This window comes from Acetobacter musti, assembly GCF_011516835.1.
GTDB classification, from domain to species: Bacteria; Pseudomonadota; Alphaproteobacteria; order Acetobacterales; family Acetobacteraceae; genus Acetobacter; species Acetobacter musti.
Genome location: NZ_WOTB01000002.1, coordinates 97,462 through 119,649, shown reverse-complemented (window position 1 = coordinate 119,649; position 22,188 = coordinate 97,462). Strand labels below are relative to the sequence as shown.

Below are 22,188 nucleotides of genomic sequence, written 5' to 3'. Positions count from 1 at the left end.
CATGCGAAATGGTTGACCGCATTGCGGCATGTGGATTATCGGCGGCCTGCGAAACAGGGTCTGGCGAATGTCATAGCCATGAAGCCGGGTCATCAGGCTGGCTCCGCCATCCGAAATCAGAAAACGGAGACTGCCGGAATGGTTGTCAGAATAGATCGCGTTGTGACGCGTGGTGGCGACAGAGGACAAACCTCGCTCGGTGATGGCAGCCGGGTCAGCAAATCCTCCCGTCATATTGAAGCCATCGGTATGCTTGATGAGGCGAACGCCGTGGTCGGTCTGCTGCGTGCGCATGTCGCCGTCAGCGATATGGATCTGGCCGGGCGTCTCGCCGGTATTCAGAATCTTATCTTCGATATAGGCAGTGATCTTTGCCAGCCGGAAGGCAGCAGGCATGCCAAACGTCTCGATGACAGTCTGACGAATGTTATCGAGAAAGAAGTCGAACGTCTGCGTGCCGCACAGCTTCCGCTGACCAGCTTTGTTCTTCCCGGTGGCAGTATCGCCGCGGGCTGGGCACATCTTGCCCGCACAACTATTCGCAGAACGGAACGCAGCGTTGTGGCGCTCGCAGAAGAGACGTCCATCAATCCTGCTCTGACGCCAATACTTAACAGATTGTCAGATTATTTCTTCGTACTGAGCCGTCATCTCAATGAAGACGGACGGCTGGATATCGTCTGGGAGCCGGGAAAGCCGCTTTTCTCCTGAAATGAGTTAAGAAATCTCCAGACAGAATAAAGATATTTCTTCTTCCATAAATACTGCATCATGTCTGTCATCTATTTTCACGACCGTTCTTGAACTGTGGTAACCTCCGTGCTATTTATCCTGACATCATCCGAATGACAGCGTGATCTCCCGACAGGGTCCGGGGCCTTTTCCGGAAATCCGGGGTGCAGGATTGGCGATTCTGCCACCTGAAATGTTGACTCCGTCGGACTCACACTTCATCCGGCTGCTTTCATTCCAGAAAGACCGGATGATAATAAATAAATATTTATGAAAGAAATGTAGTGAATACCGGATTTCTGAAAACCCGACATCCTCTCTCAACAGATACCCAGGAAGATCTCCTGGAGCCAGGCGCCGAAGAGGCCGCTCTTCGCGCACTGAACCGTATGGGTTCCCACAAGGCAGGTAAGCCCGCCAGCCGCCCGGTGCAGTCCGGACGTTCCTCCGACGATTCCTCACGTCTCACACTGCGCAGCCCGCAGGATACAAATCAGGTTCGCAAGCGCCGCTTTGTTCGCGACGGAGATATCCCTGTCGAGCATCATTCCCTGTCGCGCTCCCAGGCACGCGCTGCGCCGGCGGTGAGCACGGAAGCCACAGCGCCGCAGAATAACAGAGCACTGGAAGCCGAAAGACGCGCCCGGGCCGATGCGGAACGCCAGATTCACGATCTCGAAGTGGCGCAGCGCTCGCTGGAGACACGTCTGGGCCACGCCGAAATGCTCCTCACCGAACTGAAGCAGACGCTTGCAACCCGTGATATGGAACTTGCCGACCGCAATCATGAACTGGCCGCAGAACGTGCTGCCGGCAGGGCGGCGCAGCAGGATATAAAATCGCTTCGCCAGCAGCTTAAAACCACAAGCCCGAAAGAAGACCGTGCCGAGGCCAGTGCGAACGATGAGCCTCAGCCCGTTAAATGGTGGAAAGACTGACTCTCTTCCATCGGGAATCTGAAGCGCTGTCGCCGCGACATGCCGGTGCATCGCGGGCCGTTGTGGCGGTCTCCTGCGCCTGCACTATTGCTGCCCTGTTCGTGCCGGATCTCATTGCTGGTTTTCTCAGTCTGCTGAGAAGCACGCTGGAGGCTCTGTTCCTGCCATTCCGCCTGCTCTTTGATCTCGCCGTCTGGATGACGACCGGTCAGTCGATCAGCTCGGCGGTGGAGAGCGTAGGCAATGCCTCCGGGCGGGCAGGACACGGGCAGGCCGTGCTTCACTGCTATATTCCGGCAGCTCTGGTGGCCATGGGATTTCTGTTGTCGCTGACGGATCCCGGCAGACATTCAGCGTCGCGTCTCTGGAGCAGTCTCGCTCTTCTCTGCGCAGCCTCCGTGCTCATTGGCATCCCGACGGCCGCGCTGCTCGTTCCGGCTCTTCTTGCCCTGATTTTCACGCTTTCCGCGGCATATTCCAGAAGTCAGCGGGGTACCGCCTGAAACTGAAATTGCCGCTTACGGGATTTCGCGCAGCCGGGGAGACCAGCATTCCCCGTGAGCGAACCGCGATCGAATCCACACTGATCATCAGCCTGCTGATCCGTTGGTCGTTTCGGGACGTATGCAAACGTACTGGTGGGATTCCACCGTCCGGACAGTGTGCCAGCGTTGCCACTCAGAACCGGAAGATTATCAAACTGTCTGGCTGCGTAAGGCATGGTCGGGACCGCGTTCAGTCCGCTGACGTCTTCTCCTGAAGATTTCCCTTTGTCGCATCTGCGATCGGGCCGGGCGGTTCATCCGGTCAGGCCCGTCGTCAGATGGCCGGCTTGCGGTTCAGCCTGACTATCTATGCCGGCGGCTGTCCGGTCAGAATCCGGCTGATATCCTCATCCGAAACGTCGCTGCCGAAATAGGTCCGGTAAAACGCCTTCATTTCGCCTTTCAGATCGTAATGTCCGAAAAGATCAGGATGCAGCTGCATCCCGGCCCAGCGTAGCTGCAGCAAAAACTCGGAACCATATCGGTCCCATGGAAATGCGCCGGCAGGATTTGCGAGTACACGCCCCTGACGCACGGCGCGCAGGCCACTCCATCCCGCGGGTGCGGTCTCCGGACGAGGAAGGGGCAGACCGCCCTGAACGATGATCACGTCCGGGTCCCAGGCCTGAATCTGCTCCATTGTAACGGGTTTTTTGCCGCCACTCACACTCGCCGCCGCGTTTCGGCCGCCGGCATAACGAATCCACTGATCGATGATCGTGTCCGCGCCGTCGATCATCAGAGGTGAAAGGCTCATGACGTGCAGGACACGCGGCTTCTGATCTTCCTTTAATGATGAAAGCGTTTTCCGGAAACAATCCAGTTCCGCCTCAAGTTCGGACCTGTATTCAGCCGCGCGCTCCCGCGCAACCGGGTCATTGAGAACGTCCGCTGTCAGCGCAACAGATTTCAGAAGTCCCTGGACATCCTGGAATGTCATATCGAGGACGGAAAGCCCTGCCGCACGCAGCGGGCCGGCCTGGGTCAGCCCGGCGGAGACAAACACGAGATCGACGCCGTCAGCCAGCAGCGCCTCGGGGCTGGCCGATCCGGGCATGACGAACCGCGCTTTTGAGAGCGCCGGGTTCAGCCGGAAGAGCCAGGGCTGGCCGGAAGGCCGGTCGGCAGTCACCACGATCCGGTTCGCCGCGCCGAGCATTGCGAGAACTTCATTATGGGCAAACCAGAGATCGGCAATCCGCTCAGGGTGCGCCGGAACCGTTGCCTCAGCGCCGGTCATGTCCCGCACAACCCGCTTCTCCTCCGCCCGCGCCGCAACCGTTCCGGCCACGCAGATACTCAGGCAGGATAAGAAAAACAGACGACGCCCGGAAAGCATCTGACGACCGAACCAGTCTTTCACCATCCGCTCACATTATCTATATTCACATGACTATAGATACCCTGCTGCAAGCAATTGCAAGAGGCGGCGGAATGAAATTCCAGCCCCGTTTCCTGACCGGCACAGGGCAAACATTCCGCTCATCGGCACCGGATCAGAAAGATTTCAGAGAGGCCCACGGCCGGAGACGCGCCTGCCTCAGACCGTCACCCACAACTGTTACCCCTGCTTCTGCTTTACATCGGCGTTCGGCGTACCGGGACGGGAGGCGCCTTTTGTATCGGGCAGCGGTTTCACGTCGCGGATGGTGTATCGGGTAATCATTTCCTCGACTGCGCCGGCTGCTTCCTCCGCCGCGGCTGTCGCCACGTCGCCCCACATACCGTCGAGCGAGTGGGAGGGGATGTCATGAAGCTGTGTCGCGATACCGACTTCCCTGTTTGCCTTGTCTGTCACGCGCCAGTTGATTTCGATATTCTGCTGCGGGTTGTTTCGCGATCCTGCCGGACCTTCCGTCAGTTTCACGACGGCCGCAACCGTGAAATCCGCGTCCTCCTGAGACGTCTGGATCGAATCTTTCATGCCACGAAACGACACCACGAAGGCCTGCGCCAGAGAGACGTTACCGTCTCCGGGCGCGCCCGTTACGCCCATGAACCTGATCCTTGCTCCCCGATGCTTCAGGCTGTGCGGGTCTTCCTCCATCTGCTCAGCCTGAATGCCGTTCAGAACGGAGATGACCTGCGTCGCACCGTTGGCGGCAGCGTCACGAATCCCGTCTGAATTCAGTGCATTCCATGTGTCCGCCGGAATTCCCGGTCCTTCCTGGGTTGCCCGTACCGTTCCCTGCGGCGTCATCACTGTATAGAGCGGGACAATCACCTCTCCCCGGCGTTCCGTATGCAGCTTCAGCCACCAGTCGCCAGGACGCACCGGCTGTCTGATCGCCGGGACGGACTGCTGCAGCATCGCCTCGACAATATCGTTCGCCCACAGCACCGAACCGTCTGGCCCGAGAGGTTTTTCATCCGGAACCGGAACATCCAGACGTGAAGGCGGGGGATTGCCGGCCAGTGTCTTCGCGGCCCTGCCCGGATCACGAAAGGGGTGCGGCACATCCAGGCAACCGGACAGAAACAGGAGGGAAGAAACAGAGAGAACTGAAGAAAGTGACCGCCTCATAAATGAAGTTCCGCCCCGCATCCTGCTGCTATCACCGAGATCTGGTGGCCGATCGGGCCGCCTCCTGCGAGCGTCCGTCGCCGGTGACTGAAAAATCGCTTCTCATCCGTCAGGGTATCCAGACTGACGGATGTGACCTGACCGGCCCCGGCACGACGCAGCCGGAACATGCAGTATCCTGACAGATCGAACTGATAATGCCCTTCCCGCACGCCGGGAGAAAACCATGCGTCCGCTTCCGCATCGGCGCGCAATGCCGCATCCCGCATGTCGGTGCCGACTTCATAACCTGTCTGCGCGATACACGGACCGACGACGGCAACGACATCGCCCGGAGGCACCTCAAGCGCCTCCATCGCCTCCAGAGTCGCCTCCAGCACACCCCCGACGGCGCCGCGCCAGCCTGCATGCGCCGCTCCGACGATCCGCCCGTCCCGCGAGGCGAATAACACCGGGGCGCAATCGGCCGTGATCACGCCGAGCGCCACGTCGTCCCGCATCGTCACCATCGCGTCAGCAGAAGCTCCCCTGCCAGCCTGCCAGGGCGCTGTCACCGTTACGACATCGGCTCCATGGACCTGCGTGACGCCCAGCAACCGGCCGGCGTCCAGCCCGAACGTCGCGGCCACACGTCGCCGGTTCTCCGCCAGCGCCGCCGGATCATCACCCGACCGCATCGAGCAGTTCAGGCTGGCATAGGGTCCTTCCGAAACTCCGCCGAGCCGCGTGAAAAATCCGTGCCTGACAAAAGAAAGGTCCGGACTTTGCACGACCATGTCCCGGCCGGGTCCCTCAGTCGTCATCATGGCTTCTCTCCATACGGCGTCCCGTCCGGAAATCCAGGCGGCGCCACAAGATCCGGTGCGAGGCGGGCCGGCGACAGCAGCGCCAGCGCCCTGAACAGCCGCCCCATCCGCTCCGGCCCGATCAGCCGGTCCAGAGCCGTTCGTATCGTGTTAGCCTGATCCGGCGCCGCTGCACAAAGCGCCCGCGCCCGTTCCACCGCACCGAGTGCTATGAGCAGCGCTCCCTGCTCCACCGGTCCGAAGCACCTGACGCCGGTGGCCATCGCCGCCCCTGCCGCCGCTTCAAAATCCACATGGGCCGTCAGATCCGCGGTCCCCGGTTCCACCAGCGGGGAGACAGGCTGACCATCCCGCAATGCCTGCAGTGTGTCGCCGGAAGCTGTCGTCGCTGTCCCGTAATCCACGAACAGCGCCGCACCGGGCGCGTCACACAGACGTCTGGATACATCCTGCACAAATCCGCAGGCCGCGGGACAGATTTCCGCTATTTCGCCAGGTTCCGGCACGCGGCCAGCCAGTTCCGGCGGAGAGACGACGGCATCCGACAGAACAAATGCTCCGTCCCGAACGAAATGCTCCCGCCAGCCTGCACCTGTTTCTGCGCCGACAAACTGCCGGATCGGCAGGGCGTCAAGAAATTCATTCGCGACCAGCACCATCGGTCCGCGCGGTATGCTCGCAAGCGTCTCATGCCAGGTCACCGGCACACCGAAGCGCTTCAGCGAGGCTTTCTGGACTTCTCTCAGACGTGGCGAATTTTCAATGAGATGTACGGAAAGGCGAGCGAAGAGATCAGGCGCGACCCGCGAGAGTACCCGCAGCATATCGACCATCAGCGTCCCACGGCCAGGACCGGCCTCAGCCAGCAGCAGATCGCCACCGGCATTCCCCTTCAGGAGCCCCCGTCCGGTCACGGCACACCAGGCGCCCAGTAATTCTCCGAAAATCTGCGAGATTTCGGGGGCTGTTATGAAATCCGCGAACGGATCACGGCGGGCGTAATAAGCCGCATTGGCCCGTGCCATGAAGACGTCAAGCCGCTCGGCCCCGTCGCCACCGGATTGCGTTTCCGGCAAGGGCATCTCCCCGGTCAGGAAGCATCTCCTGCCGGCGCCACCTCGTCATCCGGAGCACCGGCATATTCCGGCGCCCGGAACGCATGCACCATCAGTCCGATCCCGGCGAGGATCATCGGTATGCTCAGCACCTGCCCCATTGTCACACCGAAAGAGAAATAACCAAGGAATGCGTCCGGTTCACGAAAACACTCACAGAAAATACGCGCACAACCATACCCGGCGAGGAACAGTCCGGCCAGAAAACCTGGTCGTGCCCGCAGATTTTCTTTTCGTGCCGCGAACAGCAGCACCAGAAACAGCAGCACGCCTTCTGTCAGGGCTTCATAGATTTCGGAGGGGTGACGCGGCACGCCGTCAGAGCCCGGGAAAATCATTGCCCAGGGCACATCCGGCCCGGCCGGCCGGCCCCAGAGCTCGCCATTGATGAAATTCGCAATCCGGCCAAAGCACAGCCCGATCGGCACACAGACGGTCACCCGGTCGGAAAATGCCAGAAAGCTGAGTCCATAACGGCGCGCAAACAGCAGCAGCGCGATGATCACCCCGGCCGCGCCGCCGTGGAACGACATTCCGCCTTTCCAGACCTCGGGAATCGCCAGCGGATGAGTCAGAAAGAATGAAGGCTGGTAAAACAGCACGTAACCGAGACGGCCACCGAGCACGACGCCCAGTGTCACCCATGTCAGAAAATCATCGGCCTGCCGCACTGTCGCGGCGCGGGGCGCCCATGTCACGATCCGCTTGAGCAGCTGCACGCCGAGAATGATCCCGGCGATATAGGCCAGTGCATACCAGCGGATCGCCAGCGGACCGAGATGAATCAGCACCGGGTCGAACTGCGGAAACATGAGAACAGGCAACATGAGGGTGTAATCCTGAGACAGGGCCGTAATTCGGGGAAAACGCCATCATGGGCGTTATGGAAACATGTGGAAATCAGGGAGCGTTAGCAGAAGGAAAACCGTGCTCACTCTGGTCAGCTTTCCGGCTGAAATCCGGGCGGCATATCAGAGATAAGGGTCGCTTTTACTGAGATACTCCCGGACATAAAGTCCGATCCCTTCCTCAAGGCTGACGAACGGCTCGGTATATCCTGCGGCCCGCAGACGCGACATGTCCGCCCGTGTAAAGGACTGATACTGCCCGCGTAGACTTTCCGGCATGTCAATGAACTCGATCCGTTCCGGTACTCCGGCCGCCAGGCAGACCGCCTGCGCCAGATGCCGGTAACTCCGGGCCGCTCCGGTGCCGCAGTTGAACAGGCCGTCCACACCGGGGTTATCGAGGAACCAGAGCAGGACTTTGACCACGTCTCCGACCCAGATGAAGTCGCGCACCTGTTCACCGTCGGCGATCTCCGCCTGGTCGGAGCGGAAAAGCCGCGCGGCGCCTCCGGCATGGACCTCGTCATATTTGACCTTCACGACGGAGACCATGCCTCCCTTGTGATACTCGTTCGGGCCATAGACGTTGAAAAATTTCAGCCCGGCCCATTGCGGTGGCCTCATACCGCCGCGATCCAGCCGTGCCTGTACGTGCAGATCGAATACATGCTTCGACCAGCCGTACAGATTCAGCGGCTTCAGCGTGCCGAGCCGTTTCGGATCGTCGGAAAACAGCTCCGGCCGATCAGCGGCGCCATATGTCGCGGCGGACGAGGCGTAAATGAACCGCACGCCCTGCCGGGCGCACCAGTCCCAGAGTGTCTCCGACAGCGCGACATTTGTCGCCCAGACCAGATCGCCGTCATGTGCCGTCGTCGAGCTGATCGCCCCCATATGGAACACAGCCTCGACGTCCGAAGCACTCCCGAGCAGGGATTCCAGATCGTCCGGCGGCACAATCCGGACCAGGGGGTGATTGCGGAGATTCCGCCATTTACCGGTGTCGCCCAGCCAGTCGACCACAACCACGTCCAGTCCGCGATCGCACAGCGCGGCCACGAGACACGATCCGATGAATCCGGCGCCGCCGGTGACAATAATCATGAGACGAGCCTTATAATCAGGTCGTCACAGCTTACCAGACCGGACGCGTGCCGGAAAACCACTGTCACGAACAGGACACAGAAACGGGCTGTCGTGCGCATTTCGCATGCATCCGGCGTCGGGACAGCCAAAGAGGACCGGAGCGGGTTGGATTAATCCGCCCTCAATGCTTATAAACCAGAATGACTGAGAAGAGCCGCCGTCTTAGCGGCTCATGAGACCCAGGAGGACCGGATGACAGACCGACCGCGTCTCTTTGACGATCTCGCCGGCGTTGCCGGCGGTGCCATTTCCGCTCTGACCGGGATGAAAGAAGAGATCAACGCCATTGTGCGTTCCCGTGTGGACGAGGCCCTGGGCCAGCTTCAGGTCGTTCGTCGGGAAGAATTCGAAGTCGTCCGGGAACTCGCCGCCAATGCCCGCATGGCGGGCGAAGACGCGGAGCAGCGTATTGCCGCGCTGGAAAAGCGCGTTGCTGATCTCGAAAGCCGTCCGCAGCACAATACGACCGGTTCCAGTCCCAGCGAACCGTCTTTCGGCGAGCAATCCTACGGCTGGAGCGGCGACAACAGCGCAAATCCGAACTGAATGAACTGGCGAAGCGACCTGACAGGAGCGTGTTTCAAAAAAGAGGGCACCCTTCTTGCCGGTCGCGGCGAGTGTTCATAGGCTCAACCATGTGACGAGTCGGACTTTCCGGCCCGTCATCTGATTCGCAGACAAAACCAGCCGCCTGCAGCAGCGGACCGGTTTTATGGCTTGGGAGGCCAGCATGCCTGCTCTGACGATGACCACCTCCGGTTCCCACTCCAACCCGCTCGATCTGATGGAACAGATCGTCTGCAGCTATGAATGGGCGTTCGAACGTCGCAATTCCGCAGAAATGGCCGCTGAGGCCCCAGGCAAATGGTGTGATTACGGCCTGTTCTTCTCGTGGTCGGCTGAACTCTCCGCCATGCATTTCACCTGCGCCTTCGATCTCAAAGTTCCCGAACAGCAGCGCAAAACCCTCTTCGAACTTATTGCTCTCGCTAACGAACGTCTCTGGATCGGCCATTTCTCGATCGATCTGGAGTGTGGCATGCCCATGTTCCGGCACGCCATCCTGCTGCGCGGCGCGCCAGGTGCCTCCATGGAGAGCCTCGAAGACATGGTCGATATCGCCATCAGCGAGTGTGAGCGCTTCTATCCGGCCTTCCAGTTTGTTCTGTGGGGCGGCAAAAATCCTCAGGAGGCAATCGACGCCGCCATGCTCGACTGTGTCGGCGAGGCCTGATGGCGCCTCATCTGCCCCCTCTCCTTCTGGTCGGCTGCGGCCAGATGGGTGGCGCTCTCTTCAGCGCCTGGGAACAGAATGGTCTTGCACCGTCTGTTGTGATCGACCGGCACAGGGAGGCCGTGCCCGGGGCACACTCTCTCGTCCGGTCGATTGATGACATTCCGAAAAGATTTTCACCCGATGTCGTTATTCTGGCTGTCAAGCCCCAGAACGCGGCTGCGACGATCACGGAGCTTGCGACAAAGCGACCGGATCTGCTCGCCAATGGTCCGGTCATCATATCTGTCATGGCCGGCTGCACCACGCGTTCTCTCGCCGGCGCTTTCGCGGATACACCCGCCGGCTCATCCCCTGCCATCGTTCGTGCAATGCCGAACACGCCATCCGCTGTAGGTCGCGGTATGACAGGCCTGTTCGCCGGAACGAATGTCAGCGCGGAGCAGAAGGCACTGTGCGACACTCTTCTGGGAGCTGTCGGCGCAACGGTGTGGATGGATGAGGAAGACCAGATCAACATCCTCACAGCCATTTCCGGCAGCGGACCGGCCTATGTCTTTCTGCTTGCCGAACTTCTGGAACAGGCGGCCGTCGGGCAGGGTCTTTCGCGTGATGTCGCCCGTCTTCTGGCACGGAAGACTATCACCGGCGCGGGTGAGCTTCTTGACCGGATGCCGGAAGACGCCGCACAGCTGCGCCGGAACGTAACCAGCCCCGGAGGCACGACAGCCGAAGCCATCAGCATCCTGAACGCCCCGGATAACTGGCCTGCTTCCGTTCCGGAAGCCGTTGCCGCAGCTATCCGCCGCGCCCGGGAACTTGCTGCCTGACCGGCATCCGGTTCCGGCCCCCTTTCTCCAGAACGAGCCCGCTGCACATGGAAGACGACGACCAGTTCGACACAGCCCTGCTGGCTTCAGCGATGTCGCTGGCCGCAACCAAAGGATGGAGACAGCTCTCCATGCCGGAGATTGCGCGTAACGCGGGCCTCGATATCGGCGAGGTGCGCACGCGCTATCCATTCAAGACGTCGGTCCTGCTGCTGCTCGGGCGTCTTGCCGACCGGGCGGCTCTGGTTGATGACGGCAGCCTCTCTACCCCGCGCGAAGCCCTGTTTGATCTGCTGATGCGGCGTTTCGACGTTTTTCAGCAATATCGCGACGGCGTTCTCGCCGTGCTGCGCGGTCTGCCCTTCGATCCTGTGCTGGCCGTCGTCCTGGGTGCCGCGACAATGGACAGCATGAGCTGGATTGCTGCAGCTGCTGGCATCGAGACAAGCGGCATCCAGGGGGCTCTTCGTATTCAGGGAGTTACTGCGCTCTGGACACATGCTTTGCGCGCCTGGGAGAAAGACAGCAGCGAAGATCTGGGCACCACGATGGCCGCCCTGGAGCACGGCCTTGATCGCGCCGAACGTATGGGACTGTTCCCTGTGGCAGGCCAGCCGGAGCTGTCTGCAGCAGACGCCATGGCAGACACTCAGCCAGAGAGCGACGGAGCCGACGCAAGTTTTACAGAGTAAGTAAACGACGCATCTTTACGGGCCGTTCGGGTCGCATTACAACGTCGCAGCTGAATGCGTTTTGGGGTGTAGCCAAGCGGTAAGGCAGCGGATTTTGATTCCGCCATGCGGAGGTTCGATCCCTCCCACCCCAGCCAGCGCAGCGGGAACTGATGTTCCCGCCCCGCCAGTTCCGGCAGAAATGAACTGTTTCAGACAGCTTTCTTCAGATTCGGACTCGCCTTGAATCGGACCGTCTTGCCTGCTTTTACCTTCACCGGCTCGCCCGTCCGGGGATTCAGAGCCTTACGGGCCTTCGTCTTCTTAACAGTAAAAGTACCGAAAGACGGCAGGGTGAAACCGCCTTCCTTCTTCATCTCCCTGACAATCGCGTCCATCAGGTCAGCCGCAGCCTTATTCGCAGCGACCCCCGTGCAATTGATCGAATCCTGGATTACTGCGGCAATAAAAGCTTTACTCATGAACCACCCACTCTGTCTGAATACACATACCGGCCAGCCTCTCCGAAACCTTCATTCTGTCAAAGCAACCTGGCCAATCGCGCGGCTTTTAACGTGACATACTAAATGAAACCAGAAAAAAGTTACGCAGGAAACTCGCTTCTGATGAATATCTGCGGAAAAGAGTCAAAATGAGGTAAAACAGACACGCTTCTGTCCCGCAACGTCCTCCGAAACCCACTTCAGCGAGCCCCGTGACACATTCATGCCTGAACAGGTCTGCCTCTTTGCCGCCCACACGCCCGACGGCCGCCTGCCGCCCTGGACCATTTATTATTTATCCGAACTGACCTCGTGCGGCTTCCTGGTGCATGTCGCCCTGTCCGGAGCGGAACAGATCAGCAACGAGACCGGACAAGTCTGTCGGGACAATGGTATTATTCCGTGGGAACGACCCAATATCGGGCATGATTTCGGTGCGTGGCAATACCTTCTCCACAACGGATGTGCGGACAATGCTTCCCGTATCCTCCTTGCCAATGACAGCGTTTTTGGTCCGCTGTCAGATCCTGGTCCTGTTTTCCGGAAGATGCAGTCCTCAGGCGTCGATGTCTGGGGCATGGTGGAGACCCGTGCGATCACACCGCATCTGCAATCCTGGTTCGTCTGCTTTGAGCACGGCAGCTTTCTCGCCCCGGCAGTACAGAGAACCTTTCGGCAAAACTTTGCTGATATGAGCCGTGAAGAACTCATCTGGCATGGAGAACTCGGTCTCAGCGTCGCGTGTCGTGCCGCAGAACTCACCATGGGGGCGTGCTGGAGTGACAGCCATGTCCGGACCGGCACATTTTTCGCGACCAATCCGATGCACTCGCACTGGCGTCAGTTCGCCACAAGCGGAACTGTTCCTTTTATTAAAACCGAACTTCTTCGCGACAACCCGTTCCGCCTGACCACAGCCGCCAGATGGAAGAAAATCATCTCTCCATCCAGTGCGTTCAGACCGGAATGGATCGAGGATTACCTCAGATCCACTCCGCCGAGAATGAGAATGACTCCATCCAGTATAAAAGGCCGTCTGCTCTATAATCTCGTCGACCGGTTTATGGGAATAAACGTCAGGACTTCGTCCTGACGCCGGACCGAGCTCATTACGTCGGACACACGACCATATTGCCGACAGACGGGACAGGAAAGATTCTGTTTCCGTAAGATAAAAAACAGAATCAGCGCTTCAGGCTCCGTGACAATTTCCTGCCGACGCACGCCGGTCAATCATTGCCTCAAAAGCCTTTCTGATCCTTGTGATACAGGCGGATTTGTAAGGATAAATATCAGCCGGATCCCGATCATGCACGATCATTCCGGTTTCTATCTCGAATACAACGAGGGTTCCGTCATTCAGAACGCCAAAGTCGAGTCCGAAATAATCGAGGCCGACAGCCTCCCCTATTCCGGATAGCGCCGCGCTTACGGACCTGGGAAAATACCCGGTCATATCCAGCATAAACCGTGCTTCCTCGGCACGCCGGTCGGGATGGTCTTCCATTTTCGCGTTGTAATACCAGACGGCCCAGTCGGTATGAATCGCCAGATGAACCGGATATGCAACACCGTCGACAAAAACAATTCTGTATTTTCTGTACAGCCCGTCGAGGCTGGCATAATCCACAAACCGGGTTACGTAATACGCTGTGTCCGCGCCTGCTATTCTTACATAGGCATCGAGTGCCGCACGATCTGCTACACACTTCAGCTGATTTCCGGCGTGGGACGAAACTGGCCGGATCAGTACAGGAAAAGGCGGAATTACTTCGAACGGCTTGCGTGCGACAATACACTCGGGCACCAGAACGTGCGGTATTCCGGACAGCAGCATCGGGACAAGTGAACGCGCGACGCGACCGATACGGCCGCCACCATTGAGCACAGGCGCACCGCTCGCTGCGGCGATCGTCTCCGCCTGCGCGATGACCTTTGCCTGGCGCTCATCTTCGGCGATCGCGATCAGCACTGCGTCAGGGCGCAGGTTCTTCACGATCCGGATCAGCATCTCCTGTTCCGCCGGGTCTCCGGATACCCAGACAGTGTCAATTTCCGTGGTATCATCAAGGAGAATCGCAACAGGCACATTTGCCTGAAACGATCCCGGTGCGTTCAGGACGACCAGCCGCCGCGCGCTGACCGGCGCTCTTTTCAGTGGACGCTGCACAGGGTCCAGTTTCATGGCCGCACCAAGATGCTGCAGCGCTGTAGCTTCGTCGCCGCAGACCTGGCATACTTCCCACAACTGATAGTGCTGCACGGCCTGGTCTGCCAGATCGGTTGTTTCCCGCAGACGACGCTCAAGGATCCGACGGGCAAGAAGCGGATTCTCGGAAATCTCAGTAAAATCGAGCATATCCGATTTTACCCGCTGAAGTTCTAATCGCGCGTAAACAGTAAATATCCGGCCAGACGATCAGAACCAATATACGCTATATCAACACGAAATCCGATGTCAGCTGTGAGATCCGGAATAACGGTCCGGGACGTCACGGGAAACCGACTTCAGGAACTGCAGCAGTTCCTCCGACTGCCGTTCAAAGGTCGGCAGACCGGCTTTCAGCGGATTGCTGTAGTCATCGAACCGCTCTTTCTGCGTCAGCACGCCCTCGACTGCCGATCTCAATGTTTCCGCTTTCCCGTCCAGAGGAATCAGCGTTCCGTTGATTCCGTCGACAATATCTTCAGCCTGTCCTCCTGGCGATGTCGCGATCACCCAGATATCCCGCGCCAGCGCCTCCCGCACAGTCAGCCCGTAACTCTCCATCCATTGTGATGGGAACAGGAGCACATCGATCTGTGCATAAAACCTGTCCATGCTCTCCTGATTATACGCGGGAAGAACCCTGATCTTTCCTTTTACCTTCCAGTCATCGGCATGGATCGACGCGAAACCGAGATTTAGCTTGTTGTCGATCAGCACAAGCTCCCAGTCCTCCATACGGATCGCCTCGAATGCCTTGCGAACCAGCGGATAGCCTTTGACCGCTTCCGCACCACCGACATATCCAAAACGCAGCGGCGCTCCGGACTGGCGATGTGGTCGTGCCGTCTGCGGCCAGGTAAATCCGTTACGGTTGACTCTGATCCTGTCGGCTTCCACACCATTTTCCATGTACAGCGCCCGATGCGACTGACTCGGGGCCAGCATCAGTGCAGACGATTTCAGTGCGGCGGCCATCATCTCAGCCCTCAGAGCGAGATGACGTGCTCCGTCCACACATCGTGCGCACACTCTGAGATCAATGTGACGCTGGAAACAGTAGCGGCCATCTTCCCGCACCATGAACTGCCGCTCACAGAGCCACCACGCATCATGAAGCGTGATCACATAAGGGATACCACGCTCCAGACAGGCCTGAGTCATCCCAAGTCCCAGACCCTGCACCGAATGGAGGTGAACCACATCCGGGCGAAACGCATCGAGCCAGGCCGCAAACTGCGCGGTGCATCGTGGGTTATCGAGACCTGCGACCCGGTCAATATCGATCGGCAGCGGCGTCGCGACCACCGGTACTCCATCGACTTCATATCGCAGGGAGGCGGCATATCGCCCGTCCAGATACGGGCCTGATGTGAAGACCGCCACATCCACGCCCTGGCCGGAAAGCCGGCGCACCATTTCTTCGGCGACGAGCGTCGCTCCGCCGAAAGATCGTGGCGCGAAATAAATATTCGCGCTCATCACCCGCAGCGGCCGCCCCTTCGGAAACGTCGTCACCGGCTCCGGAAAGCAGACTGCCACCTGATCCCGCGCCACCGCTTCCGGACGATAGCGCCGCAGCACATCCTCGCGGGCCTGCTGTCCGAGACGTATCCGCAGAGTTGCGTCGCGACACAGGATAAGCACGGCATCCCGCCATGCGTCAGCGCCCTCCGCCAGCAATCCGTTATGTCCATCTTTCAGGATCTGCGTGAACGCATCGCGTGGCGAACATACCGCCGGCACGTCAAGGATCGCTGCCTCAAGAAATTTGATATTACTTTTGGCATCGTTGAACAGCGTGGCCTCAAGTGGCGCAATCGTCAGGTCGGCCTGAGCGAGAAGCGCCATATAGGCCGGATAGTCGCGCCCCGGCAATTGCTGCACACGGCCCCCGAAACGCCTGAACGTTTCCGGCAGAGTCAGTTCACCGATAATCTGCAGACGCAGCCTGGGTTCGGCGTCCATTGCCGCAGCCACACCGTCCGCGCAGCAACGGAAGTCCGCGTCATGCGTGCGAGTCCCCGATCCGTAGACAAGAAGAAATGATTCCGGATTATCGTCGGCGGACCGCCTGACGCGCAACGTATCGGCCAGCGCGATGGTCTGGCCGTCGAGGGCATTCTCAATAACATACACATCTCCGACGCCGGCACGCCTCATTGCGTCGCCCAGCGCCCGGGTCGACGCAATGCCGCGACCACAGCTTTTCAGGGCGTCGAGAAAGAGGCCGACACCGAACAGAAGCTCACGCTGCTCCTCACCGGAAAGACTGGCGAGATTTCCATTCTGCCGATACTCGGCGGCGTCGAAGATAAGGTCATCGACCTCCCAGAACGGAGAAAGTCCCAGACGTCGGGCTTCGCGAAAAAGACCTTTAACAGATGGAAAAGCAGGCACTCTGTAGAAAATTACTTCAGTACAGGTCTGTAATGCTGTCAGAGACGCTTCAACGTCCCGCCAGTCCGTTACCTCGACCTGCCAGTTCAGCAGTTCGAGTTCTTCTTTCCGTTGCCAGACCCGATATTTCGCACACTGGGGTAATGTCAGTTCGGCAATAATCAGCACACGCGGCGCAAGATCCCGCAGCCGTTCTGTCGGCACCTGTGCAGTATAAGGCTGGCCCGAATTTTCTGAGGCCGTGTGATTCGTCGAAACAGCGGCAACCGTCGCTTTTCGTATTATGCGCCGTCTTTTGTAACGCGCCCGGAGTCGGGACGCCGTACGTCGATATAAGGATCCGACTCCGTCTGTCTCCGCGATCTGGACTGCACGCCGACAGAGACTCTTCACCGACAGGCCAGACGGCGTCATGCCACGACACAGGAGCCATCCGATTCTGAGAATACGCCCCAGACGTCCTGTCCGGGAACCGTTCCAGGCAGTCAGAAGATTGCGATTATGCGCCGCCTCTCCGGCATAGGCATCAGCACGCATGCTGTGGATGACCGCACTGGAGCGATAAACTGCCAGCAGAGCTTCCGCATCCTGAAGACGAGTCTCCAGTTCATCACGTGAAATCTTGTCGGTCACAATCCGGCCTCTGGTCCCCTGTTATGTGCGAGAGCAGCACATAGCACCGTGTTCCCATCGTCTGCTGATGGGCACACAATGTCACCGACAGTATTCTTAATGCACACACCACGTCATACAGATCGCATTTCGGCGGAAGGCAAAAAAAAAACCGGGCGATATCGCCCGGTTTTCTTTCTCAGAAAAGTTCCGATCTTACCAGAGGTGGAAGTCGGAAGAATTCAGGCTGCTGACATTATCGAAGGTAATTGTGCTGTTATCAGCCAGCTTGACCGTCGTATTGCCATCAGTTGTCGTCTGGGTGGACAGCGCATTCGTCAGATCGGACTGAGAGTAACCCAGCAGAGCAACGAAGTTACCGGCAGCAGAACTGAAGTCGGTGATGGTGTAGTTCGCACCGGCAATTCCGTCACGCAGAGCGAAGACGTTCGCTGCGCCCGAACCACCCGTCATGGTCGCATCGCCCACACCGGCAACCAGCGTATCAGCAGCTGTGCCACCGATGAACACCTGCGAACCGGTCGTGCCAGCATTGTTGCCGAATGCATGCAGCGGGCTGCCGGAGCTTGCGCCGTTTAGCGTTTCGCTGCCCGATCCGGCAACAAACAGGGTGTCACCGCTCCCGGCGATCACGGCGTTCAGACCACCGGCACCGAAGATCGTGCTCTGAGCCGCTGTAATGGTCGAGTTGCCTGTGCCGCCAATGAAGGTCAGCGATCCGTCAACACTGACAGTTGCATTGTCAGAGCTGGAAACGACTGCGTCACCACTGGCCGAGATGGTATCCGACGTTCCGCCGATCACCGACGAGACACCACCGTTAAGCGAGATGCTGTCGCTGTCACCACCGATAACCGTCGAGCTGCCGCCAACGGTGATCTGGTCGTTACCAGCCACGTCATTGACATAGGACTGCTCACCCAGCGTCACGAACGAGCTGCCGCCATACAGGGTCACATGCTGACCGAAGCTGCAGTCACCGCCGAAGATCGTATCGTTGCCGTACGACTTCACATAGTTGGTGCCGTTGGAGATCTCGATCAGGTTGTCACCGGTTCCGGCGTTGATCGTGTTCTGCCCGGTTCCCGCAACGATCGTATCGTCACCATCACCGGTCGTGACCGTCCAGTTGCCTGCGCCAGAAAGCTGATCACCTGTATAGGCATTGTCGCCTGTGGCCGCGACGAACGCGCCCGCGCCCACGCCTGCCTGGAACTGAACGCCGCCGGTCGTGCCGCCTTCAACACTCACGAAGGACGAGGTCACGCCGCTCGCATTGATAATCACATGAGAACTCGGCACGACACCTGCGGTAGCAGGACCGCCAAAGACGATCGCACCGACATTCCCCGACACGCTGTATGAGCCGCCGGCGGTGATCACACCATAGCCCGATGTATTGGAACCAAAGCTTGTTTTGCCGGTGGAGAGATCTTCCCCATCGATCGTGCCCGCTGCGATTCCTGATGTAAGACTAGTACTGAACTGCTGCAGCAGCGACCCCAGATTGCCGGTCGCTGCACCGTCGACTGTTACATTAACAGTCGCTCCTGCAGACGCTCCCTGAACGGTAATTAATGCCATTCCTCAGTTCCTTCTTTGCGCCCACATGCAAATAAGACGAAACAATCCACGCAGGCAGCACTCAGTTCATGATCGTTGTAGATAAAGGAAAGCAGTCAGGCAACCAAAAACCGGTGTCGTGAAACAAAAAAAAAACGTTACAGCCTCATGACTTTGGGGCCGCGTTCTTAATTCATATCCGCATCCCGCGCTTTCGCTCCGCCCTTTCCAACCATACCTCCATCTGGGCATAAAGATTCATCTCATCACGTTAAAATCGATTTAACGAACAAGCGGTCCGGATGCCCTGATGCCTGCAGAAAGTGCTGAAAATTGCGTCTTTTCTCTTCTGGCCGACGCCAGACTCACCGTGCCGTTCAGTCCGCCTCCAGGTATTGATACCGATCTGTGTCAGTATAACCATCTGCCACTACTCGGCATACTTCTCACGGCACTCCGGCCGGGAGACGCGGTATTCATCGACTCTTCTCCTTCCGTTATTACCTATGCTGAACAGATTATTGCTTCATCCGATCTCGGCACCCGAATCCAGAAAATCAGACCGGGTGAGCAACTCCGGCTATCTCCGAGCAGTGGTGCCATTGGATTCATTCACTGCGATCTCGCCAGTGCCGGTCCGGAGGCCAGAACCGAAATTCTGAATAACCATGGACTGCAGCTGACGTCTGACGCCGTGCTCGTCATTCACGGAACGGAAACGGAGATGGGAGGCGCCCTGTGGCAAACTCTCAGCGCCGGAACTCCGCACTGTCTGTTTCCTCAGGGTGCGGGCCTTGGTCTGATCATCCCCGGCAAAATCCCACTTTCCCTGACGCCTCTTCTGGGAGCGGACGGACAGAAGCTCTGCCCTGAAGCGCAGGCCCGGCTGCGCTCCCGGCTTGCTCTTCTCGGCAGTCACTGGAGCAATCTCGCCCGTCTCCTCAGCGATGACATCCGTCATGAAGAACAGAAGGCCGCGGATCGGGAGACCCGGCTCACTCTCTCTGAAACAAGATTCGCTCTTGCCGCACAGCAGGAACGCGCCACTGCCTGCCTCTCCCAACAAAAACAGGATGCTGAACAGCTGCAACAGGAAATTTCAGACGAACTCGATACGGCACGACAACGACTCGCTGACGCCCAGAGCTGTCTCCTGGACATGAGGAGCTATATTGCGGCTACGCAGACCTATATTGCCGATATGACAGACTGGGCGGATCGGCTGACAGAGCAGGTCAGCCATAAAAATGCTGAAACTTCTCAGCTCCGGGATCATCTCGCCAGCCAGGCAGAAGCTCTTGATGCTCTCCGCACTCTGCCTGAAGACAGGAAAGGTCTTTTCAAACGCCTGTCCAGCGCTCTGCGGCATCCGCATTTTGTGCCGTCTGTCCCGCCAACACCCGATGTTCCCTCTCTGCTGGCAATCATGCCACGTCCCCTTCCCCCTCAGCTTCCGCCGGCCGGCCCGGATACGATCCCGGAACAGCCTCTTCTGCCCGTTCCCCTTCCATGGAGCCCGCTCCGCAGAAACGTACTGTTCATCAGCGGGGAACCCGGAACTCCGGGCGCGATTTACCGGTGCGTTCGCAATGCCGCCGCCTGTTCCGCCGCCGGTCATCACACCCGCATCGTCGAATGTGCCCACGTCACACCGGATGACCTGACATGGGCCGACATTGTCATTCTCTGGCGCGTTGCTTTTAGCGGTCACGTCTCCATTCTGATACGCCTCGCGAAGGAAGGCGGAGCCGTCCTTCTGTTCGACCTGGACGATCTGATGTTCATTCCGTCCCTCGCGGTAACCCGGATCATTGACGGCATCCGGACAACCGGGACGACAGAGGAAAGCGTCGCCACCCTTTACGCCGCTATGCGCGAAACGATGGATCGTTGCGATGGCTGCATCGCGACGACGGAGTTTCTCGCGAGGCAGATGCGCCGGTTCCGCTCGCTGACCTTTACTCTTCCGAACATCTTTGATGCCACGACGCTTCGCCGCAGTCGTCTCGCAGTCCGTATCAGACATGCCGAAGAGCCTGACCGTCTCATCAGGATCGGCTATGCCGCCGGCACCCGGACCCATCAGCAGGATTTCGCGGTTGTGGCGGATGTTCTCGCAAAACTGCTTGCCGCACGACCGGAACTGCGTCTGTGCCTGTTCCGGACGGCAGACAGCCAGCACCCGCTCCTTCTTACTGATGAATTCCCATGCCTCGTTCCTGTCATGACGCAGATCGAATGGATAGACACAGTTCCGCCTGAGGATCTGTACGAGGCACTGGTCCGGTTCGATATCTCCATCGCCCCATTGCAGCCGGACAACGCTTATTGCGAAGCCAAAAGCGAGATAAAATTTCTCGAGGCTGCCCTCGTCGGCGTTCCGTCGGTAGTTTCCCCTACGGAGCCCTATCGCAATTGTATTGTCGATGGTGTTACCGGCTTTCTCGCCGCCACGCAGGAAGACTGGGAGCGTCATCTCACGGCACTGATCGACAGCCCGCCCCTGCGCGCCCGCATGGCTCGCGATGCTCTCAATACCGTTCTCTGGAATTTCAGCCCTGAACGCCAGGCGATGATGATGGAGACCACCCTTGCCTCGCTCGGCAGCGAGAGCGCCACGGCGCGGGCAACGGAAACATGGCTGGGACGCGGGACTTACCAGAGCCGGGGCCTGCCTGAAATTCCTGACAACAAAGTTCTGTTCGAACACGATACCTGCAGACAGTCGGAGGTGACGGTCATCATCACCTCCCATAATTACGAAACCCTCATCGTCGAGGCGCTTGAATCCGTCCGGAGCCAGACTATTGCGAATCTCGACCTGATCGTCGTGGACGATGCGTCAACAGATCAGTCCGTGACCACTATCCTTGACTGGGCCAGCCGGCACGCCGGACGGTTCAACCGGCTTCTCGTCCTTGCTTCCTGCGAGAATGCCGGTCTTGGGGGCGCCCGTAATATTGCCATCTCAGCGAGTGAAACCCCATGGTTCCTTTCTCTCGATGCGGATAACCGCCTGCTTCCCGACGCCTGCGAGGCTCTCTTTAGTACAGCGGACCCTCTGACCGCCTATGTTTACCCCTGTCTGCGTGAGTTTGGCGGAAGCAGCGCGCGCGATATCGTCGGCACCCTGCCGGCCCGGCCGCTGCAGCTCGTCAGCGGCAATTATATTGACGCCATGGCTCTGGTCGCCAGATGGGCATGGTCAGCCGCGGGCGGTTATTATGTCGGCCGCGACATCATGGGCTGGGAAGATTACGACCTGTGGTGCACCCTTGCCGAAATGGGCCTGCGATCCGCGCATCTGCCGGAAATCGTCGCGGAATACAGAGTGCATGAGCAGTCCATGACCAACAGCGTCACCGAACGCAGTGAACACAGAGCCCGCGTGGTCGCCTTCGTTACAGAAAGGCATCCATGGCTTGATCTGCACGGGGAGGCTCAGCAGCGCTTGTGATTCCTTCCCCGGCTGAGGTATCTGCAGCGTGCTGCGA

19 protein-coding genes and 1 tRNA gene are annotated in these 22,188 nt (G+C 58.9%); 10 read left to right on the top strand and 10 right to left on the bottom strand.

Annotation, left to right across the window (positions count from 1 at the left end; all coding sequences use genetic code 11):
• The first annotated feature begins 138 nt into the window (after positions 1-138).
• From GOB93_RS01895 to GOB93_RS01885, 3 genes are all read left to right on the top strand, one after another.
• Complete coding sequence (locus GOB93_RS01895; protein ID WP_173581827.1) at positions 139-711, top strand: cob(I)yrinic acid a,c-diamide adenosyltransferase; 573 nt, start codon at positions 139-141, stop codon at positions 709-711.
• A 305-nt stretch (positions 712-1,016) separates the two neighbouring features.
• Positions 1,017-1,670: a hypothetical protein gene (locus tag GOB93_RS01890; protein WP_338422272.1), complete on the top strand. Its 654-nt coding sequence runs from the start codon at positions 1,017-1,019 to the stop codon at positions 1,668-1,670.
• A complete protein-coding gene (locus GOB93_RS01885; protein WP_242010477.1) occupies positions 1,655-2,173 on the top strand; it encodes a hypothetical protein in 519 nt (172 codons plus the stop codon). The genes GOB93_RS01890 and GOB93_RS01885 overlap by 16 nt, the downstream gene beginning before the upstream one ends.
• Positions 2,174-2,522: 349 nt before the next feature.
• Here GOB93_RS01885 and GOB93_RS01880 read toward each other — a convergent pair whose 3' ends face one another.
• From GOB93_RS01880 to rfaD, 6 genes are all read right to left on the bottom strand, one after another.
• Complete coding sequence (locus GOB93_RS01880; RefSeq protein WP_338422271.1) at positions 2,523-3,506, bottom strand: ABC transporter substrate-binding protein; 984 nt, start codon at positions 3,504-3,506, stop codon at positions 2,523-2,525.
• Between the two features lie 270 nt (positions 3,507-3,776).
• Entirely contained in the window at positions 3,777-4,739 is a 963-nt protein-coding gene (locus GOB93_RS01875; RefSeq protein ID WP_173581826.1) for a hypothetical protein, read from the bottom strand.
• Entirely contained in the window at positions 4,736-5,545 is an 810-nt protein-coding gene (gene pgeF, locus GOB93_RS01870; protein ID WP_408742326.1) for a peptidoglycan editing factor PgeF, read from the bottom strand. Before pgeF ends, GOB93_RS01875 begins: the two co-directional genes overlap by 4 nt.
• Positions 5,542-6,570 carry a class I SAM-dependent methyltransferase gene (locus tag GOB93_RS01865; RefSeq protein WP_242010487.1) on the bottom strand — a complete coding sequence of 343 codons (1,029 nt, stop codon included), beginning with the start codon at positions 6,568-6,570 and terminating at the stop codon, positions 5,542-5,544. The genes pgeF and GOB93_RS01865 overlap by 4 nt, the downstream gene beginning before the upstream one ends.
• Positions 6,571-6,635: 65 nt before the next feature.
• Positions 6,636-7,487, bottom strand: a complete 852-nt coding sequence (gene lgt / locus GOB93_RS01860) for a prolipoprotein diacylglyceryl transferase (RefSeq protein WP_173581824.1) — start codon at positions 7,485-7,487, stop codon at positions 6,636-6,638.
• A gap of 144 nt (positions 7,488-7,631) precedes the next feature.
• Positions 7,632-8,612 (bottom strand): ADP-glyceromanno-heptose 6-epimerase, encoded by a 981-nt coding sequence (rfaD, locus tag GOB93_RS01855; RefSeq protein ID WP_173581823.1) that lies wholly within the window; start codon positions 8,610-8,612, stop codon positions 7,632-7,634.
• A 234-nt stretch (positions 8,613-8,846) separates the two neighbouring features.
• Here rfaD and GOB93_RS01850 point away from each other — a divergent pair, with 234 nt between their 5' ends.
• From GOB93_RS01850 to GOB93_RS01830, 5 genes are all read left to right on the top strand, one after another.
• Complete coding sequence (locus tag GOB93_RS01850) at positions 8,847-9,200, top strand: accessory factor UbiK family protein (RefSeq protein WP_173581822.1); 354 nt, start codon at positions 8,847-8,849, stop codon at positions 9,198-9,200.
• Between the two features lie 184 nt (positions 9,201-9,384).
• Positions 9,385-9,888 carry a type III secretion system chaperone family protein gene (locus tag GOB93_RS01845; RefSeq protein WP_173581821.1) on the top strand — a complete coding sequence of 168 codons (504 nt, stop codon included), beginning with the start codon at positions 9,385-9,387 and terminating at the stop codon, positions 9,886-9,888.
• Positions 9,888-10,718: a pyrroline-5-carboxylate reductase gene (gene proC / locus GOB93_RS01840; RefSeq protein ID WP_173581820.1), complete on the top strand. Its 831-nt coding sequence runs from the start codon at positions 9,888-9,890 to the stop codon at positions 10,716-10,718. The genes GOB93_RS01845 and proC overlap by 1 nt, the downstream gene beginning before the upstream one ends.
• A gap of 47 nt (positions 10,719-10,765) precedes the next feature.
• Positions 10,766-11,410: a TetR/AcrR family transcriptional regulator gene (locus GOB93_RS01835; protein ID WP_242010476.1), complete on the top strand. Its 645-nt coding sequence runs from the start codon at positions 10,766-10,768 to the stop codon at positions 11,408-11,410.
• Between the two features lie 62 nt (positions 11,411-11,472).
• A tRNA-Gln gene (locus tag GOB93_RS01830) sits at positions 11,473-11,547 on the top strand.
• A gap of 54 nt (positions 11,548-11,601) precedes the next feature.
• Here GOB93_RS01830 and GOB93_RS01825 read toward each other — a convergent pair.
• Entirely contained in the window at positions 11,602-11,871 is a 270-nt protein-coding gene (locus GOB93_RS01825) for an HU family DNA-binding protein (protein ID WP_173581819.1), read from the bottom strand.
• Positions 11,872-12,115: 244 nt separating this feature from the next.
• Here GOB93_RS01825 and GOB93_RS01820 point away from each other — a divergent pair, with 244 nt between their 5' ends.
• Positions 12,116-12,985, top strand: coding sequence for a rhamnan synthesis F family protein (locus tag GOB93_RS01820; protein WP_173581818.1), 870 nt, complete (start codon positions 12,116-12,118; stop codon positions 12,983-12,985).
• Between the two features lie 99 nt (positions 12,986-13,084).
• Here the strand turns inward: GOB93_RS01820 and GOB93_RS01815 are convergent, their stop codons facing one another.
• The 3 genes from GOB93_RS01815 to GOB93_RS01805 all read right to left on the bottom strand — a co-directional run bounded on the left by GOB93_RS01815 (position 13,085) and on the right by GOB93_RS01805 (position 18,715).
• On the bottom strand, positions 13,085-14,251 hold the full coding sequence (locus GOB93_RS01815) for an ATP-grasp domain-containing protein (protein WP_173581817.1): 1,167 nt from the start codon (positions 14,249-14,251) through the stop codon (positions 13,085-13,087).
• Between the two features lie 99 nt (positions 14,252-14,350).
• A complete protein-coding gene (locus tag GOB93_RS01810) occupies positions 14,351-17,134 on the bottom strand; it encodes a glycosyltransferase (RefSeq protein ID WP_408742336.1) in 2,784 nt (927 codons plus the stop codon).
• A gap of 192 nt (positions 17,135-17,326) precedes the next feature.
• Complete coding sequence (locus tag GOB93_RS01805; RefSeq protein WP_173581816.1) at positions 17,327-18,715, bottom strand: beta strand repeat-containing protein; 1,389 nt, start codon at positions 18,713-18,715, stop codon at positions 17,327-17,329.
• A gap of 289 nt (positions 18,716-19,004) precedes the next feature.
• On the opposite strand from GOB93_RS01805, the gene GOB93_RS01800 reads away from it, so the two are divergent.
• Complete coding sequence (locus tag GOB93_RS01800; RefSeq protein WP_173581815.1) at positions 19,005-22,151, top strand: glycosyltransferase; 3,147 nt, start codon at positions 19,005-19,007, stop codon at positions 22,149-22,151.
• The last annotated feature ends 37 nt before the right edge of the window (positions 22,152-22,188 follow it).